Source organism: Thiocystis violacea (genome assembly GCF_016583575.1).
GTDB classification, from domain to species: Bacteria; Pseudomonadota; Gammaproteobacteria; order Chromatiales; family Chromatiaceae; genus Thiocystis; species Thiocystis violacea.
Window position 1 is genome coordinate 13,365 of sequence record NZ_NRRG01000002.1, and the last position, 16,059, is coordinate 29,423.

Here is a 16,059-nt window from a genome sequence, read left to right on the forward strand (position 1 = left end):
ATGAAAGGAAGAATCAGCCAATGGAAAGAAGAGAAAGGATTCGGCTTCATTCGTCCGGACAACGACGCTGAGGAGATTTTCTTCCATATTTCCAGTGTCCAAACCCGCGACAAAAGGCCACGAGTCGGTGACGCCGTCCTATTCGATGCCACCCGCGATGAAAGGAATCGACTCAAGGCAAGGCGCGTTGTCATCGAGAGCGCCGACAGCTCGCCCGTCTCGGCAGGCAGATTGGTCTCCGTTCAAACCGCTCCAAGAAAGAACGGCCCGATCAACTATGTTCTAATGCTGGTTCTTTTCGGGTCCATGAGCGGCGCCGCTGTCGTCGCGATTCAATCAGGCGATATCGAAAAAACGATTCCTTATGGCCTTCCCGCCCTGCTCGCTTTGATTCTACTTAGCCGCCCTAGGAAGCCGAAAGAAAAAACCTTCTCCTGCGCACGCTGCAAAACCGTCGCCGCGCATGACAAACGTACCATTCGCGCCTGGAACAATGGGCATATCAGATTCTATTGCGGTGCGTGCCATCGTCAATGGTTGAGCGAAAACCCAACCCACGCGCACACTCGCGCCTCTTCCTCGGGCGGAGAGAGGAACGGGTGCCTTGGAATCCTGGCCTTGTTCGCCCTATTGCCAATCGGCGTCGGCATGCTTTTATCGCGTTGGTTGATCTAATTGCCCGTCCAGAGACCGCGAGAGAGACTTGCCCCAATCAATTCAAATGGCGGAATCCGTTGGCGTTCGGATGTCGCATGCACCAACACACGAGGCTCACAGGTGAAGTCAGATCAGACGCAAGAATTCGGGCTCCAGCCAGACTCCGATGACCGACCCATCCACTGGGAAACACCCTCCGATCCCGGCTACCAGGACATCCTCTACCAGCAGGCCGAGCGGATCGCCAGGATCACCATCAACCGCCCGGAGGTGCGCAACGCCTTTCGCCCCCAGACGGTGCGCGAGCTGATCGACGCCTTTCATCGCGCCCACATGGACCCCGAGATCGGCGTCATCATCCTGACCGGAGCGGGTGATCTGGCCTTCTGTTCCGGGGGCGATCAGCGCATCCGGGGACACGCGGGCTACCAGGACGAGGCCGGCACCGAGCATCTGAACGTGCTGGAGCTGCAACGCCAGATCCGCACCCTGCCCAAGCCGGTGGTCGCCATGGTCGCGGGCTACGCGATCGGCGGCGGACATGTGCTGCATCTGATCTGCGACCTGACCATCGCCGCCGACAACGCCCGCTTCGGTCAGACCGGCCCCAAGGTCGGCAGCTTCGATGGCGGTTTCGGTGCGGGACTCATGGCCCGCACCGTCGGGCTCAAGAAGGCCAAGGAGATCTGGTTCCTGTGCCGTCAATACGACGCCCAGGAGGCGCTCGACATGGGCCTGGTCAATACCGTCGTCCCACTGCGCGAGCTGGAAAGCGTGACGGTCGACTGGTGCCGCCAGATGAACCGACTCTCGCCGACCGCGCTGCGGGTGCTCAAATCGTCCTTTAACGCCGACACCGACGGACTCGCCGGCATCCAGGAACTGGCCGGCAACGCCACCGCGCTCTTCTACACCACCGCCGAGGGACAGGAAGGCCGCGACGCCTTCCTCGAAAAACGCGAGCCGGATTTCCACAAATTCCCGCGACGGCCATAATCGCCCGCTTTTTCCCTAATGAACGAAACACGACGGATCTCCATGGGCGAGTCGGTTCAGACGATTCCTTCCTCGACGGCGCGCTGGATCTCGGCGGCGCGTCCCAAGACCTTGCCGCTGACCCTGACCCCAGTGATCGCGGGTATCGCCCTGGCGGTCGCGGAGACGGGGAGTCTGGCGCTCTTGATCGCGCTCGGCACCCTGCTGGCGGCGATGGCGATCCAGATCGGGACCAACCTGCACAACGACGCAGCGGATTTCGAGCGCGGCACGGACACCCCCGATCGCCTCGGCCCGCCGCGCGCGACCGCTCAGGGCTGGCTCAGCGCGCGCCAGGTCAAGACCGGCGCGCATCTGATGTTCGCCCTGGCCTTCGCGCTCGGGATGCTGCTGCTGCTGCGTGGCGGGCTGCCCATCCTGGCGATCGGACTGGCCTCGCTGGCGGCCGGATACGCCTACACCAGTGGCCCACGCCCCATCGCCTATGGCCCCTTCGGTGAAGTCCATGTGCTGCTGTTCTTCGGGATGGCGGCGGTGGGCGGGAGCTATTACCTCCAGGCGCTGACATTCGGCTGGACGCCCCTGCTGGCCGGATTCGCGCTCGGACTGCCGGCGGCGGCCGTGCTGCTGGTGAACAATTATCGCGATCTCGAAACGGACGTGGCGGCCGGGCGACGCACGCTCTGTCACTATCTGGGCCGCGCGCGGGCCAGGATCTTCTATGCCCTGCTGCTGTTGACCCCGATCCCGATTCTGATGACGCTCGACCTGCCCGGTCCGGCCTGGCCGCTGCTCGCCGCCCTGCCCGCGGCCATCGCGCTCTCCGTCCGGCTCTTTCGCGGCGCGCACGGCCTGGCGCTCAACGCCCAACTCGCCCGAACGGCCCAGTATCAGGCCCTGCTCGCCGGTCTGATGGTCCTCGGGATCCTGATTCCAGACCTCGGGTGATCGATCGATTCGAGATCCAGCCCTATGATCTGCCGCTGCATCGCGCTTGGGGCAGCGCCCGTGGCGGGTTCGACCGGCGACACGGCTGGCTGATCCGGATCGGTGCCGGGGGGCTGAGGGGCCACGGGGATTGCGCCCCACTCCCGGCCGCTGGAACCGAGACGCGGGAGATCGCCCAGGAGACACTGGCCCGACTCCAGCCACGCCTGCTCGGCCGCGATCCCGACGCCCTGCTCGGGGAGATCGAATCGGAGCACTGGTCCGCGCCAGCGACCGCTTATGCGCTCGAATGCGCGCTGGCCGATCTGCTCTGCCGCCGCCAGGAGCGGACACTGCGCCATTGGCTGTCGCCCGACGCCTCCGATACGGTGCCGGTCAACGCCATGCTGGGCGCGCTCGGCTCCCTGACCGCGCGCGATCTTCAGGAGAAGGCCGATCAGGGCTTCCGGGTGCTGAAGCTCAAGATTGGACTGGCGGCACCGGGGCAAGAGCTGGAAGGCTTGATGGCGCTGGTTTCCGATCTGGCGCAGGGGGTCAGCCTGCGGCTCGACGCCAATGGCGCCTGGGGATTCGACGAGGCGCGACGGATGATCGCGGGACTCGCCCGGTTGCCGATCGAGTCGATCGAGGAGCCGCTGCGCGACCCGACCGCCGAACGCCTGACCGAGCTTCAGTCGCTGGCGTCCTTTCCGCTCGCCCTGGACGAGTCCCTGCCCCGGCTCGGCGACCAGATCGATCCAGGCGGTCTGGGCGTCCGGCGCCTCGTGCTCAAGCCGGCCGCGCTCGGCGGTCTGCGCCGGACCCAGGGGCTCGCGCGACGCGCCATGGCGGTGGGGATCGAGGTCGTCATCACCAGTCTGGTGGAGAGCGCCGCCGGACTCTGGCCGACGGCGCAACTGGCGGCAGCGATCGGAAGCTCCGTCCCTCAAGGTCTCGCCACGGCGGATTGGCTCGCCCAGGATCTGGGGTCGGCGCCGCGACCGCGACACGGCCGGATGTCTCTGCCAAACCGGCCAGGCTCCGGATTCGAGCCCTCTTCATGAAGCCTGATTCGGCCACCGAAACCCCGAGAGCGCGGCCGGTTCCCAACGGCTCGACGGACAATCCCTAGTGGCCACTCTCGACATCAACGCCTTGCTTGATCCCCGCCTCTGGCCCAGCACGCGGCTGGTGCTCCATGTCGCCTTTTTCCTCGCCGTGTTCTTCCTGCTGAAACAGCTTTTCGATCTGCTTGATCTGGCGCGACTCAAGCATCTGGCACGACCCAAGGGGTCGTACCGGATCCCGATGATCCTCTTGACCCTATTGTTCGGCGCCCTGCTCATCCATCAGGCGACCTGGCAGCTCGCCGGGATCTATCGACCCCAGTTCATCGGATTCATGCAGTTGCATGATCGGCGCGAATTCAATCCCGCGCACTGGATTCAACGCGGACGTCTCCTCGATCATCGCGGCGAGGTGCTGGCCTATAGCGAGGAAAGCCAGGGCCGGGTCTATCGCCGCTACCCGGACGGCCCCGTGTTCGCGCCCGTGGTGGGCTATACCCAGCCCAGATTCGGCGCGACCGGGATGGAGGCGGTGGCGACCGCCCATCTCAACGGGGGAGAGCCGGCCAGCCTGAACGATTGGGGCGAGTTGGGACGCCAGCTCGTGACGCGCGACAAACGCCCGCGCGGCAAGGATCTGGTCCTGACGCTGGACGCCGACCTGCAACGCCTGGCGGTCGAACGGCTCGCCGGCCAACGCGGCGCGGTGGTGATCCTGAGCCCGACCGATGGTGCCGTGCGGGTCCTGGCGAGCGTTCCCTCCTATGACCCGAACCGGATCGGCGCCGAGCTCTTCCTCGACGCGGAAGCCGGCACGTCCCTGCTCAACCGGGCGACCCAGGGGCTCTATCCGCCCGGATCCGTCTTCAAGATCGCCGTCGCCGCCCTGGCGCTGGAGCGGGGGTTCTCGGGGACGCTGGACTGTCCGGCGGACGGCTTCACAACCTCCGAGCGCTACCGCAAGATTCGCGACCACGAATACTACGAGGCCCGCCGGAGCGGAACCTCCTGGCGGGGTCACGGGCGGATCGGCCTGGCCCAGGCGATGGCGCGCTCATCGAACGTCTTCTTCGCCCAACTCGGTGTCCAGCAGGGCCGCGACGCCTTCCAAACCCTGGCGGACCAGATCCATCTGAATCGCCGGATCAGTCTGCACGAGAGCCCTTATGGCCGCTTCGGCCTGATCACCGGGGAATTACCGAGTCTCGCCAAGACGGACCGCCATGGTCTGGCGCAGATCTCGATCGGCCAGGGGCGCGTCCTGGTCACCCCCGCCTACATGGCCATGCTGGTAGCGGCGGTCGGCAACCAAGGCGTGGCGATGCGACCGCGTCTGATCGCGCGCGAGCCGGCCGAGCCATTCGCCCGCTTCATGAGCGCGAGCACCGCGAGCCAGCTCGCGCCCATGCTGCGTCTGGTCGTGACGGAAGGGACCGCGCGCGGCATCGACACACCACGGCTGAGGATCGCGGGCAAGACCGGAACGGCGGAAAACGCCCAGGGCGACGCGCATAGCTGGTTCGTCGGCTACGCCCCGGCGGACCGGCCGACGCTCGCCGTCGCCGTGCTGGTCGAGCATGGAGGTTACGGCTCGCTGGTCGCCGCGCCCATCGCCCGCGACCTGCTGCTGCGCGCCCAGGAAACGGGGCTGATCCACCGAGATCCATAGCCACCGACAACCGAGGTGATTTCCTGAAGACCCCATACCCGATGCACGGTCGTCAATGGACAGGATTAACAGGATTTCGCAGGATGAACAGGATTTTATAAGCCACTGTTTTTAATCCTGTAAATCTTGAAAAATCCTGTTAATCCTGTCTATTCGGTTCGAGTACGGGTTTCTCAGGAAAGGGTCTGACAACCAGCAACCGAAGAATGAAACAACGCACCCAACCAACACCCATGACCCTCGCGCACGCCTGGGCGCTACGCTGGCCGGAGCGACGCCTGCTGCTGCTCTGCGCGCTCGCCATCGGACTCGGCTTCGCGATGGTCCTGGGCTCGGGATACGCCGAGGGACGATCCTTCCAGACCCTGGACCTGCTGCCCCTGCTGCTCTATGTCGGCAGTCTCCTCGCCATGCATCTGACACTGGTCGCGGCGCGCTTCCAGGGCGATCAGATTCTTCTGGGCACCCTGGCCTTTCTGGCCGGCTTCGGACTGCTCGCCCAATCGCGCATGGGCACACTCGACCCGTCCGATCCCGCGAATCCGGGGCTCTATCTCTTTCCGGCGGGGATTGTCCTGATGCTGACGGTCTGCCTCGCCCTGATGCGGGGCCGCTACGAACGCCTCGCCGCCGGACAGTGGCTCTGGGCTGGACTCTCGCTGACGCTGGTCGCGGCCATCCTGCTCCTGGGCCAGCGCTATCGCGGCGCCGTCTATGGCGCCGGACTCATCACCCCGACCGAACTCCTCAAGGTGACCGTGGTGCTCTTCCTGGCGAGTTTCATCGACCGGCACGCCAAGCGGCTCGGCAACTGGGGCAAGGGCTTTCCGCGACCGCCGGTCCGCGACCTGCTGCCGCTGGCTGGATTCTGGCTGGCCCTGGCGGGACTGTTGCTGGCGCAGCGCGACCTGGGCATGTTCGTCATCCTCAACGTGACGCTGCTGGTCATGCTCCATGTCGGCACCGGCCGCGCCGCCTATCCGGTGCTTGGCGGACTGCTCGCCACCGGCGGCGGATACCTGATCCTGGAATTCTTCTCGCATGGACAGCGACGCATCGAGGCCTGGCTGCATCCCTTCCAGGATCCGACCGGCAACAGTTGGCAGATCCTGCAAGGTCTGTCTGGACTGTACTCCGGCGGACTCTGGGGCGAGGGATTCGGCGAAGGCCACCCGGAATACACCCCGATCGCCCAATCCGATTTCATCTATTCCGTGATCGGGGAGGAATTGGGCTTCATCGGCTGCGTGCTGCTGGTGCTCTTCTTCCTGGTCTTCTTCAGCCGGGGACTGGGGATCGCGGACCAGACACGCTCCGGTTTCGGCAAACTGGTCTCCGTCGGACTGATCAGCGTACTCGCCACCCAGACCTTCCTGAACCTGGGCGGCGTGACCAAATTCATCCCGCTCACCGGCATCACCCTACCCTTCATCAGCCATGGCGGCAGCAGTCTGATCACCGGCCTCGTCAGCCTGGGTCTGATCCTGGCGATCTCCGAGGGCACCCCGGCGGGCGCCCGCAAGGACAAGGCCAAGGCCGCCCCATCCCAAACACGCGCCGAACCGCGCCCACGACAAACACCCAGACGAGTCACGCGCGGGACAAGCGGAGAGCTTTAGACGCCGAGAGTCTTCACTGTGATGACAAAACAGGAACTTCGTCCAGGCTCGATCGGATACCTCGCCACATTTCCCGGACCAGGATCCGTGAGCTTCCGATGCTGAACAGCCGCGGCCTATTTATTGTCTCCACTGGGGAGGGGTAAAACCCCCACCGCTTGAGCCTAAAAAGACAAAGAACACAACGGAACAGCGGCCCGGTCGATTGTTTTACAGATAGGGTTCGAGCAGACGCGGTAGATCCACGCGCGCGCGCAGTCGGCGGCAGAGCATGAAGGCGCCCAGGAACTTGCGATACAGAAACATGCTGGACGGATCGGGCAGTTGGCTGAAAGCGCCCTCGTCGTGCAGTTGCCGACCGCGCTCGTAGATGCGCTTGAACAGGTCGGAGGCGCCGAAATCATAAGGCCCCTGGTGGCGCATCATTTCGCTCGACAGGCGCATGAGATCGAGCATGGCCTCGGTCTGCGCGGGCGGCGTGTCCTCGCGGGCGAAGCCCAGCGCGATGGCGCTCTGGTACATGGCCGCGCGATCTTCCGCCATCGCGGCCCGGATCAGATCGCGATAACCGGAGACGATGGCGGGCGGAACCGGGTGGGTGGAGCCGAAATCCAGCAACACGACGCGGCCGGTGTCGATCTGATAGAGAAAATTGCCGAAGTTAGGATCGGTCTGCACGAGGCTGAACTCGAACAGCTCAAGCAGGACGATCTCCATGACGAGGTTGGCGGCGCGATCGCGGTCGCGCCGGGTGAATTCCGGCTCGGCCAGTCGATCGATCGCGAGGCCCTCGGCGAAATCCATCGCCAGAATGCGCCCGGTACTGAAGTCGCGATGCACATCGGGGACGAAGAAATCGGCGCCCTCGCCGACCAGGCCGCGATAGGTCTCCAGCGCGTTGGCCTCGGCCTCGTAGTCGGCTTCCTGGTGCAACTGGCGGCGGGCCTCCGCGAACATCGGTTGCAGGTCCATCCCCTTGATGGCGCGGCTGATGAAGACGAGATTATCCATGTCGCTATCGATGCTCTCGCGCACGCCGGGGAACTGAATCTTCAGCGCCAGATGACGGCCATCCGCGGTCTCCGCGCGATGCACCTGGCCAATGGAGGCGGCCGCGACCGGGGTGAAGCCGAAGCGCCGGAAGCGTCGGTTCCAGTCCTTGCCGTACTCGGTCTCCAGCAGTGGCGCGAGCTGGCTCAGCGGCATGGACTCGGCATTATTGCAGAGCGTGCCCAAAATGGCGGCGGCCTCGGGCGTGAGGACGTCCGATCCGTCCATGGACATGAGTTGCCCCATCTTCATCACCGCGCCGCGCATGTGCGAGAGCCGATTCGTGACGCGCTGAAGGGCCGCCGGATTCAGTTGCGTGGAGTTCGACGCGCCCTCGCCCCCGCGCGCGAGATCGATCAGGCCTCGCACACCGATGCCGGCCGCGAGGTCGGTGGTCGCGCGCCCGAGATGCCAGAGGCGGTTGAGGCGCGAGCTGGGGACGGCGCGACCGCCGGTGAGAGAAGCTTGTGTCATGACGCATCCTGCGCGGAGGTTGAAAAGGCCGGTCAGTGTCGCTCCCATCGCCCGGCTAGAACCCGGAGGCAAAGGCTTGGGGCTTGAGCGGAGCGATTGAAGCGCCGGTGATTGAGTGCAAGCCTAACGACGCCTTCTGATCCTGGGCAATGACAAAACCCCATTAGAAAACTCCGGCATTGGCCGTCGTGCGGCGAGACAGACCGGCAAGACCACCTGTCTACTGGCGCTGATGGAATACCTGAACCCGCCGGACAGGCGTTCACCCCCGAGGCGCTGGCGCGGGTCTGGGAACTGACCCAGGGCCAGCCGTGGCTGGTCAATGCCCTAGCCTACGAAACCTGTTTCGAACAGCCCGAGGGCCGTGACCGCGCCCGGCCCATCGGCCTGGACCTGATCGATCGGGCCAAGGAGACCCTGATCCTCGACCGTGTCACCCATCTCGATCAGCTCGCCCACAAGCTGCGCGAGCCACGGGTGCGTCGGATCATCGAGCCGATGCTGGGCGGGACCGCCCTGGGCGAGGCGTTCGAGGAAGATCGGGGGTATCTGGTCGATCTGGGTCTGCTGCGTCGCGACGGCGCGGGCGGACTCGTGATCGCCAATCCCATCTATCGCGAGGTCTTGCCACGCGCCCTGGCCAGCGGCCCGCAGGACTCGCTCCCCCGGATCGCCCCGACCTGGCTCGACCCCGACGGCCGTCTCGACCCCGAGCGACTCCTCGACGCCTTTCTCGCCTTCTGGTGCCAGCATGGCGAGCCGCTGCTCAAAAGCGCTCCCTATCACGAGATCGCCCCGCATCTGGTGCTCATGGCCTTTCTGCATCGGGTGGTCAACGGCGGCGGGACGCTGGAGCGCGAGTACGCCATCGGGCGCGGACGCATGGATCTCTGTCTGCGCCATGGCGGTGTCACGCTGGGAATGGAGCTGAAGGTGTGGCGCGACGGGCGCCCCGATCCGCTCGCCGAGGGGCTCGACCAACTGGATGGCTATCTGGCCGGACTGGGCCTCGACCAGGGCTGGCTGGTGATCTTCGACCGCCGCGCCGGACAGCCGCCGATCGAGGCGCGCACCGCCAGCGACGTCATGCCGAGCCCCGCCGGACGGCGCATTCAGGTCATTCGGGCCTGAGCTCGGCCCGTCCTTGTATCTTGATCGTCGGAGAACGGACTCGGTACGTTCATCCCTTGATATCCGCGAACATCCCGTTAATCCTGCCCATTCGCGCGCGGGTCACGGACTCAAGGTTTCCCGGAAGTCACCTGATTCGAAGCTTGGAAAATTCGGTGGTCTCCAGTCCGGCCGGCGCGAAGCCGCGCCAGATGCCGGGGATGGCCGCCCAGGATTCGTCGCGGGCGGCCTGGAGCCTATCAAATTCCGATGATGCCGCGCGTCTTGAGTTGGCGCCTGACGATCGGATCGGTGCGGTTTTTCGAGGTCGCGGCCTTCATGAAGACGACCACGCGGTCGATATCACGGATCACGCCGAGCAGGGTGTCGTCGTCGCGATACAGGGTTCTCAGGGATTCGAACGCGATGTCCATCAGGGTCTCGTCGGCGCGGGCGATACCGATCGCGTAGGCGAGATTGCAGGCCAGCCCCGGGTGACGATGGTGCAGTCGGTTCGCGAAGCGCCGCCAGGCTTCGATCCAACCCTCCCACTCCAGGGTGGAGACGCTGCTTCGGCTGGTACGAAGGAAGAGGATGACCTTCACGAACTCCGCTTGCCAGGCCCAATTCCTGGCGCCCGACTGCGTACGGATCCGCTCGACCACTCGCCCGTGATAAACCAGGCAATGATCACATTGATAGTAGAGCGCGAGCGCGTAGGCAATGTATTCGCGTTCGAGCTCGCTCAAGGTAAAGGGGTCGGACTCCCCTGGTGATCCTGAAAACGTGTGAGCGTGTAGCTCGTTAAGGACATCGTTGAAGGGTTGCCCCTGAATGGACTCTCGTACTGCTTGGACGGCCACCTTGAACCTCATAAAGAACGGCGTTACAAGCCGTGATGCTACGCATTGACGCCTGTGATCGCAATATGATTAGCGGTTTGCTTGTCGAATCTGGGACGGGCGTCCCGGCGAGCGACGCCGCCGACCCTGGCCCTGGGGAACTCGGAAACCACTCATGGTCGGCGGGTTTGAACCCATCCGACACGCCCAAAGCGCGACGGACGTCGCGGAAATCCCGCCGTCTCGTTCCGGGTTCCACCTCGGGGAGCGCTTTGGTGTATGTTGCGCGACATGAACGCACATTTTTCTGAATTTCTACTTCCAGACCTGCTCATGCGCGGGTTGGCGAGCGAAGGCTACGAGACGCCAACCCCGGTTCAGGAGCAGGTGATTCCGCTGGCGATGGATGGGGTCGATCTGCTGGTCTCGGCGGCCACCGGCTCCGGCAAGACGGCGGCCTTTCTACTCCCCATCATGCAACGCTTCCTGGATGTCCGGGCTCACGATGGCGGGACACGCGCCCTGATCCTGGTGCCGACACGCGAACTGGCGCGCCAGATCCATCATCATTTCATGCGCCTGGGAAGCTTCACGCGCCTCACCGCCGGGATCCTCACGGGTGGCGAATCCAAGGCCCATCAGGTCGCGACGCTGCGACGCAACCCCGACATCCTGGTGGCCACGCCGGGCCGGTTACTCGAGTTCCTGGAGGGCGGCCGGACGGATCTGAACGATCTGGAAATCCTGGTGCTCGACGAGGCGGACCGGATGCTCGACATGGGCTTCGCCGACGATGTGCTGACGATCATCCGTCACAGCCGTCCGGAACGTCAGTCCATGCTGTTCTCGGCGACGCTGCATCATCGGGGCCTGAGTCGCATCACCGAACCTTTATTGCGCGAGCCTCGGGTGCTGGTGATCAATCCGGTGCGCGAACAGCATCCGGACATCGGTCATCAGTTCCTGCTGAGCGATGGGCTGGAGCACAAGCAACGGCAGTTGCTCTGGCTGCTGCAACACGAAACCTTCGAGAAGGCGCTGATCTTCACCAACACGCGCCAGGGCGCGGACGCGCTCGGCCGCTTTCTGCAAGGCGAGCAGCAACGGGTGGCGGTACTGCACGGCGAGCTTGAGCAGCGCGAGCGCAATCGCGTCATGGGGCTGCTGCACAGCGGCCGCGTCAATATCCTCATCGCCACCGATCTGGCGGCGCGCGGGCTGGACGTGCCGGGCGTGGAGCGGGTGTTCAATTTCGATCTGCCGCGCAGTGGCGATGATTATCTTCATCGCACGGGGCGCACCGGACGCGCGGGCGAGGCCGGAATGGCGCTCTCGTTGGTCGCCTCCACCGAATGGAATCGGATGGAAAGCATCACCCGCTATCTCAACCTGAGCTTCGAGACGCGCGCCATCGAGGGTCTCAAGGCCAAGTTCAAGGGCCCGACGAAACGCAAGGGTGCCGCCAAGTCGACGGCCGCCGGCAAGGCCAAGGCGGCCGGATCGAAGACCGAGACACCGAAGAAGAAGGAGCGCCTGCGCGACCGCAAGAACATCGGCAAGCGCCGCGAGCCGTCGAGCGCGCCGGGAATGGAAGCCGGGCACGCGCCGCTCGTGAAACGGAACAAGGGTCCATCCAAGGTGGGGGGCTGAACCGATTCGGATCAGGGCAAGGCGACCGAGCGGAGCCTGGGAGACAGGCCAGGCCGGTCGCCTTGCCCTGGCCGCCAATCAGGTCAAATCGCGACCCCGAGCGATTGGTGGATATGCTGGACGACCATGGGGTGCAGGCCCGTCCCCTCGGCGAACCGACGCAGATAGTCGCGCTCCTCCTGTGTGTCGACCTCCACGGCCAGCAACGAGGCCGCGTAAACCTCGGCGGCGATCTCCTGATTGGGGATCTCGGCGATGAAGGCATTCAGATCGAGAGACCCCCGCAGTTCGGCCATCAGCCAGGCTTGCTCCTCGGCCCCGAGACCGGCGGCCTCGGACCGACCGGCGATCCGCTGGATCTCGTCCAGCGTGACCTGCCCATCCGACTTGGCGATATTGATCATGCCCTTGAGAATCAATCGGGCCTTGTTCTCCAATATCTCCCGCTCGACGGGAGTCTCCGCTGGCTTCAGCCCCAAGGGCGGCTCGTCATGGCCGAAGGACGCCGACTGGCCGGCTCCGCCCGAGCCCTGACCCGCGTTCGCCAACGCCTTGAAAGCGACACCCGCCAGCATGGCCAAGGCACCTCCCGTCATGGCGCCCTTGATGGAATCACCGCCGCCGCCGAGCACCGAGCCAAGCACGGCCCCCAGCCCGCCCGCCTGCAAGGGATTACGCGCCGCGCTTCCAAGACTCCCTTTCGCCATGTCGAGGATACTCCCGAGCATTCCACCGGCTCCCCCTTGCCCTCCAGTCATTTGACCCCGACTCGCACCCAGATCCTCTAATGCGTTGCCCATGCGATGCTGACCAGTCTGGCCGAGATTGCCTTGCATGAAGGCACCAAGCAAATCGCCGAAATTCGCCATGAACCTGCGCTCCTCGTGTTGTCGATGTTCGAGTGTAATCCCAAGCGATGTCCAAGAAACCCACCCCAATCGAACGAACAATCGGCGTGCAAGGAGTTTCTCGTAATCGCCCAGCCTATGTGGGAGCACGGCGGGACATTACGAAGGGGCAAATTTATCCGCGATCCGGAGAAAGAGGACCGATTGAGTCACCAACACTCAGTCCCAGGGCTCGATCGGCGCGCCCCTGATTGACCGCGATTTCGATCAACCCGAAGGCATTCTCGTACCAGAAGGCTTGACCTGGCGCGACCTCGCAGAAGGTCCGCGCGCGTGGTAGACGCTGAGTGCCGACGCAAAGGGAGCCTTGATGATCTGCGGCGGGCACGGTCAGTCCGGTGATCAGATTTCCAAAGCAGTCGACATAGAGAATCGCTGGAAGCTCGTCCGGCCAATCCGACCCGAGGATGTCGCCCGGATTCAGCGCTGACAATTCGAGATCCTCGCCGCGACAGAGTCGCGCGGCGGCTGGCGCGAACCAATCCCGTCCGTGAAAGCTTGCCGACATTCGGGGTGGTCGCCAACCGATCCGCCATGGAATCGGCTCGAGCGCGCGACGCACGGCCAGGGCGAACAGCCCGTTATCCGGCCCCATGAACCAGTCGCCATCCGCCTGAACGAGGAGCCCCGCCCGCTCGCCTCCGACCCCCGGATCCACGACACAGAGATAGAGCGAGCGCCGGGGCATGTCGCGCGCCAGCGCCGGAAGCAGATAGGCAGCCAGATCGGGGCGAAAGGGCGGAAGATCCTGGATCAGGTCAAGCGTCGGCGTCTCGGGCCGCAAGGCCCCCAGCCGCGCGCGCATCTGGCCCATGTAGGGGCCTTCGCCGAAGTCGGTGGCAAGCAGAATGCGCTCGATACCCGGTCTCTTCATCGCCGCAAAATCCCGGCGCGATCAGACACAAAAAACCGGGCCTAAGCCCGGTTTGTCTTGAACCACGCCGAAGCGATGGCTCAATCCTCGTCTTCCACCGCGACGGCGGAAGCCGGACGACCGACCAGCTCGACATAGGCCATGGGGGCGGCGTCGCTGTACCGGAATCCGCATTTGAGGATTCGCAGATAACCGCCCGGACGGTCCTGATAACGCGGACCCAGCTCGACGAACAACTTGCCGACAACCTCCTTGTCACGCAGACGCGCGAACGCCAGACGGCGCTTGTGGACCGAGTCGCTCTTGGCGAGCGTGATCAAGGGCTCGGCGACGCGACGCAGTTCCTTGGCCTTCGGCAGCGTGGTCTTGATCAGCTCATGACGGAACAGCGAGGACGCCATGTTGCGGAACATGGCCTCGCGGTGCGAGCTGGTACGATTCAGTTGCCTTCCGGCTTTGCGGTGACGCATGGTCCTGATCCCGAAATAATCGTTAAGTCGTTAGAATGCGTGGGTCGGTCATCGCGGATCCCGATCCGCGACCACCGTTAGCGAATGCTGAGCTCGGCGATGTTCTCGGGCGGCCAGTTCTCGAGGCGCATCCCCAAGGACAAACCGCGCGTGGCCAACACGTCCTTGATCTCGGTGAGCGACTTCTTGCCCAGGTTCGGGGTCTTCAGCAGCTCCACCTCGGTTCGCTGGATCAGGTCGCCGATCAAGTAGATATTCTCAGCCTTCAGGCAGTTCGCCGAGCGAACCGTCAGCTCCAGGTCATCGACCGGACGCAGCAGAATCGGGTCGTAGGGCGACTCCGTGTGCGCATCCGGGATCTGGCTCTCGGTCGGGCCGGTACCTTCCAGTGCGACGAAGCTCGACAATTGCTCGCGCAGGATGGTGGCCGAACGCTGGATGGCCTCCTTGGGATCGATGGTCCCGTTGGTCTCCAGGTCGATCACCAGCCGATCCAGGTCCGTGCGCTGTTCGACACGGGCCGACTGGACCTCGATCGACACACGCCGAACCGGGCTATAAGAGGCGTCGATCGGCAGCTTGCCGATCGGCCGGTCCTCGGAGTTGTCGAGCTCGCGCTGGGTCGCCGGCTCGTAGCCTCGGCCCCGGCGCACGGTCAGGGCCATGCTCAACTCGCCCTCGGTGAGGTTCGCGATGACCAACTCGGGGTTGGCGATCTCGGCCGAGTGATCGATCGCGATATCCGCCGCCCTCACGGGACCAGGCCCGCTCTTGCTTAGGGTGAAGGTCGCTTCATCCTTGCCTTTCAGCGAGATCGCGAGCAGCTTGAGGTTCAGCAAGATCTCGAGCACGTCTTCCTGCACGCCTTCGAGCGTGGTGTACTCGTGGAGCACACCTTGGATCTCGACTTCCGTTACGGCGCAACCGTCCATCGAAGACAGCAAGACCCGCCGGAGCGCGTTTCCAAGCGTGTGTCCGAAACCGCGCTCGAGTGGCTCCAGCGAGACCCTGGCATGGCACGAGCTGCCATCGACCAGCTCGACCTTCACGATGCGCGGTTTGAGAAATTCGCCAATAGCGTCAGTCATTCAGTGCCTCTCAGGGTGCTCCTTACTTGGAGTACAGCTCGACGATCAAGGACTCGTTGATGTCGGCTGGCAAATCCGAACGGTCGGGAACGCGCTTGAACACGCCCTTCAGTCCCTTGGTGTCGACCTCTACCCAGTCCGGAAAGCCATACTGCTCGGCCAGCGCCAGCGCGTTTTGAACCCGCACCTGCTGCTTGGCCGGCTCGCGAACCTCGACCTGATCGTCGGCACCCACCTGATAGGAGGCGATATTCACGATGCGACCATTGACCAGGATGCCCTTGTGACTGACCAACTGCCGGGCCTCGGCACGGGTGGAGCCGAAGCCCATCCGGTAGACCACGTTGTCCAGCCGGCGCTCCAGGAGTTGGAGCAGGTTCTCGCCGGTCGCGCCCTTCGATTGAGCGGCCTTCTTGTAATAGTTGCGGAACTGCTTTTCGAGCACGCCGTAAATACGGCGAACCTTCTGTTTTTCGCGCAACTGAACGCCATAGTCGGAGAGGCGGCGACGGCGGTCGGTCGTCTGACCGGGTTGCTTCTCCAGATTGCACTTGGTATCGAGTGAGCGGGCGCGGCTCTTGAGCGAAAGATCGGTACCTTCGCGCCGCGCCAGCTTGCAGGTCGGGCCTATATAACGTGCCATGTCTCTTCCTGTTGA

Annotated in this window: 15 protein-coding genes; 8 read left to right on the plus strand and 7 right to left on the minus strand. The window is 64.3% G+C overall.

The genetic code is table 11. The annotated features are described in order from the left end of the window. The 6 genes from CKO27_RS01215 to CKO27_RS01240 all read left to right on the plus strand — a co-directional run bounded on the left by CKO27_RS01215 (position 1) and on the right by CKO27_RS01240 (position 6,935). On the plus strand, positions 1-675 hold the full coding sequence (locus CKO27_RS01215) for a cold shock domain-containing protein (RefSeq protein ID WP_200372980.1): 675 nt from the start codon (positions 1-3) through the stop codon (positions 673-675). A gap of 102 nt (positions 676-777) precedes the next feature. Further along, entirely contained in the window at positions 778-1,653 is an 876-nt protein-coding gene (gene menB, locus CKO27_RS01220) for a 1,4-dihydroxy-2-naphthoyl-CoA synthase (protein WP_200372981.1), read from the plus strand. Between the two features lie 18 nt (positions 1,654-1,671). Further along, complete coding sequence (gene menA / locus CKO27_RS01225) at positions 1,672-2,601, plus strand: 1,4-dihydroxy-2-naphthoate octaprenyltransferase (RefSeq protein ID WP_200372982.1); 930 nt, start codon at positions 1,672-1,674, stop codon at positions 2,599-2,601. Further along, positions 2,598-3,644 carry an o-succinylbenzoate synthase gene (menC, locus tag CKO27_RS01230; protein WP_200372983.1) on the plus strand — a complete coding sequence of 349 codons (1,047 nt, stop codon included), beginning with the start codon at positions 2,598-2,600 and terminating at the stop codon, positions 3,642-3,644. The genes menA and menC overlap by 4 nt, the downstream gene beginning before the upstream one ends. Positions 3,645-3,711: 67 nt before the next feature. After that, positions 3,712-5,316: a peptidoglycan D,D-transpeptidase FtsI family protein gene (locus tag CKO27_RS01235; protein ID WP_338115821.1), complete on the plus strand. Its 1,605-nt coding sequence runs from the start codon at positions 3,712-3,714 to the stop codon at positions 5,314-5,316. A 206-nt stretch (positions 5,317-5,522) separates the two neighbouring features. Further along, positions 5,523-6,935 carry an FtsW/RodA/SpoVE family cell cycle protein gene (locus CKO27_RS01240; protein ID WP_200372984.1) on the plus strand — a complete coding sequence of 471 codons (1,413 nt, stop codon included), beginning with the start codon at positions 5,523-5,525 and terminating at the stop codon, positions 6,933-6,935. A gap of 210 nt (positions 6,936-7,145) precedes the next feature. Here the strand turns inward: CKO27_RS01240 and CKO27_RS01245 are convergent, their stop codons facing one another. After that, positions 7,146-8,459 (minus strand): ABC1 kinase family protein, encoded by a 1,314-nt coding sequence (locus CKO27_RS01245; RefSeq protein ID WP_200372986.1) that lies wholly within the window; start codon positions 8,457-8,459, stop codon positions 7,146-7,148. 477 nt (positions 8,460-8,936) lie between these two features. On the opposite strand from CKO27_RS01245, the gene CKO27_RS24225 reads away from it, so the two are divergent. Beyond that, positions 8,937-9,590, plus strand: a complete 654-nt coding sequence (locus CKO27_RS24225) for a hypothetical protein (protein ID WP_242470671.1) — start codon at positions 8,937-8,939, stop codon at positions 9,588-9,590. Positions 9,591-9,829: 239 nt separating this feature from the next. On the opposite strand, the gene CKO27_RS01255 is transcribed toward CKO27_RS24225, so the two are convergent. Then, the gene (locus CKO27_RS01255) at positions 9,830-10,318 is read right to left on the minus strand and encodes a hypothetical protein (protein WP_242470672.1); all 489 of its coding nucleotides are present in this window, start codon (positions 10,316-10,318) and stop codon (positions 9,830-9,832) included. Positions 10,319-10,702: 384 nt separating this feature from the next. Between CKO27_RS01255 and CKO27_RS01260 the strand changes: the two genes are divergently transcribed. Next, positions 10,703-12,061: a DEAD/DEAH box helicase gene (locus CKO27_RS01260; RefSeq protein WP_200372991.1), complete on the plus strand. Its 1,359-nt coding sequence runs from the start codon at positions 10,703-10,705 to the stop codon at positions 12,059-12,061. A gap of 83 nt (positions 12,062-12,144) precedes the next feature. Here CKO27_RS01260 and CKO27_RS01265 read toward each other — a convergent pair whose 3' ends face one another. From CKO27_RS01265 to rpsD, 5 genes are all read right to left on the minus strand, one after another. Next, positions 12,145-12,930, minus strand: coding sequence for a tellurite resistance TerB family protein (locus CKO27_RS01265; RefSeq protein WP_200372993.1), 786 nt, complete (start codon positions 12,928-12,930; stop codon positions 12,145-12,147). Between the two features lie 154 nt (positions 12,931-13,084). Further along, positions 13,085-13,843 (minus strand): SAM hydrolase/SAM-dependent halogenase family protein, encoded by a 759-nt coding sequence (locus tag CKO27_RS01270; protein ID WP_200372995.1) that lies wholly within the window; start codon positions 13,841-13,843, stop codon positions 13,085-13,087. An 80-nt stretch (positions 13,844-13,923) separates the two neighbouring features. Continuing rightward, complete coding sequence (rplQ, locus tag CKO27_RS01275) at positions 13,924-14,313, minus strand: 50S ribosomal protein L17 (RefSeq protein WP_200372997.1); 390 nt, start codon at positions 14,311-14,313, stop codon at positions 13,924-13,926. 77 nt (positions 14,314-14,390) lie between these two features. After that, on the minus strand, positions 14,391-15,401 hold the full coding sequence (locus CKO27_RS01280; RefSeq protein ID WP_200372999.1) for a DNA-directed RNA polymerase subunit alpha: 1,011 nt from the start codon (positions 15,399-15,401) through the stop codon (positions 14,391-14,393). Positions 15,402-15,423: 22 nt separating this feature from the next. Beyond that, positions 15,424-16,044: a 30S ribosomal protein S4 gene (rpsD, locus tag CKO27_RS01285; protein ID WP_200373001.1), complete on the minus strand. Its 621-nt coding sequence runs from the start codon at positions 16,042-16,044 to the stop codon at positions 15,424-15,426. Positions 16,045-16,059: the final 15 nt, after the last annotated feature.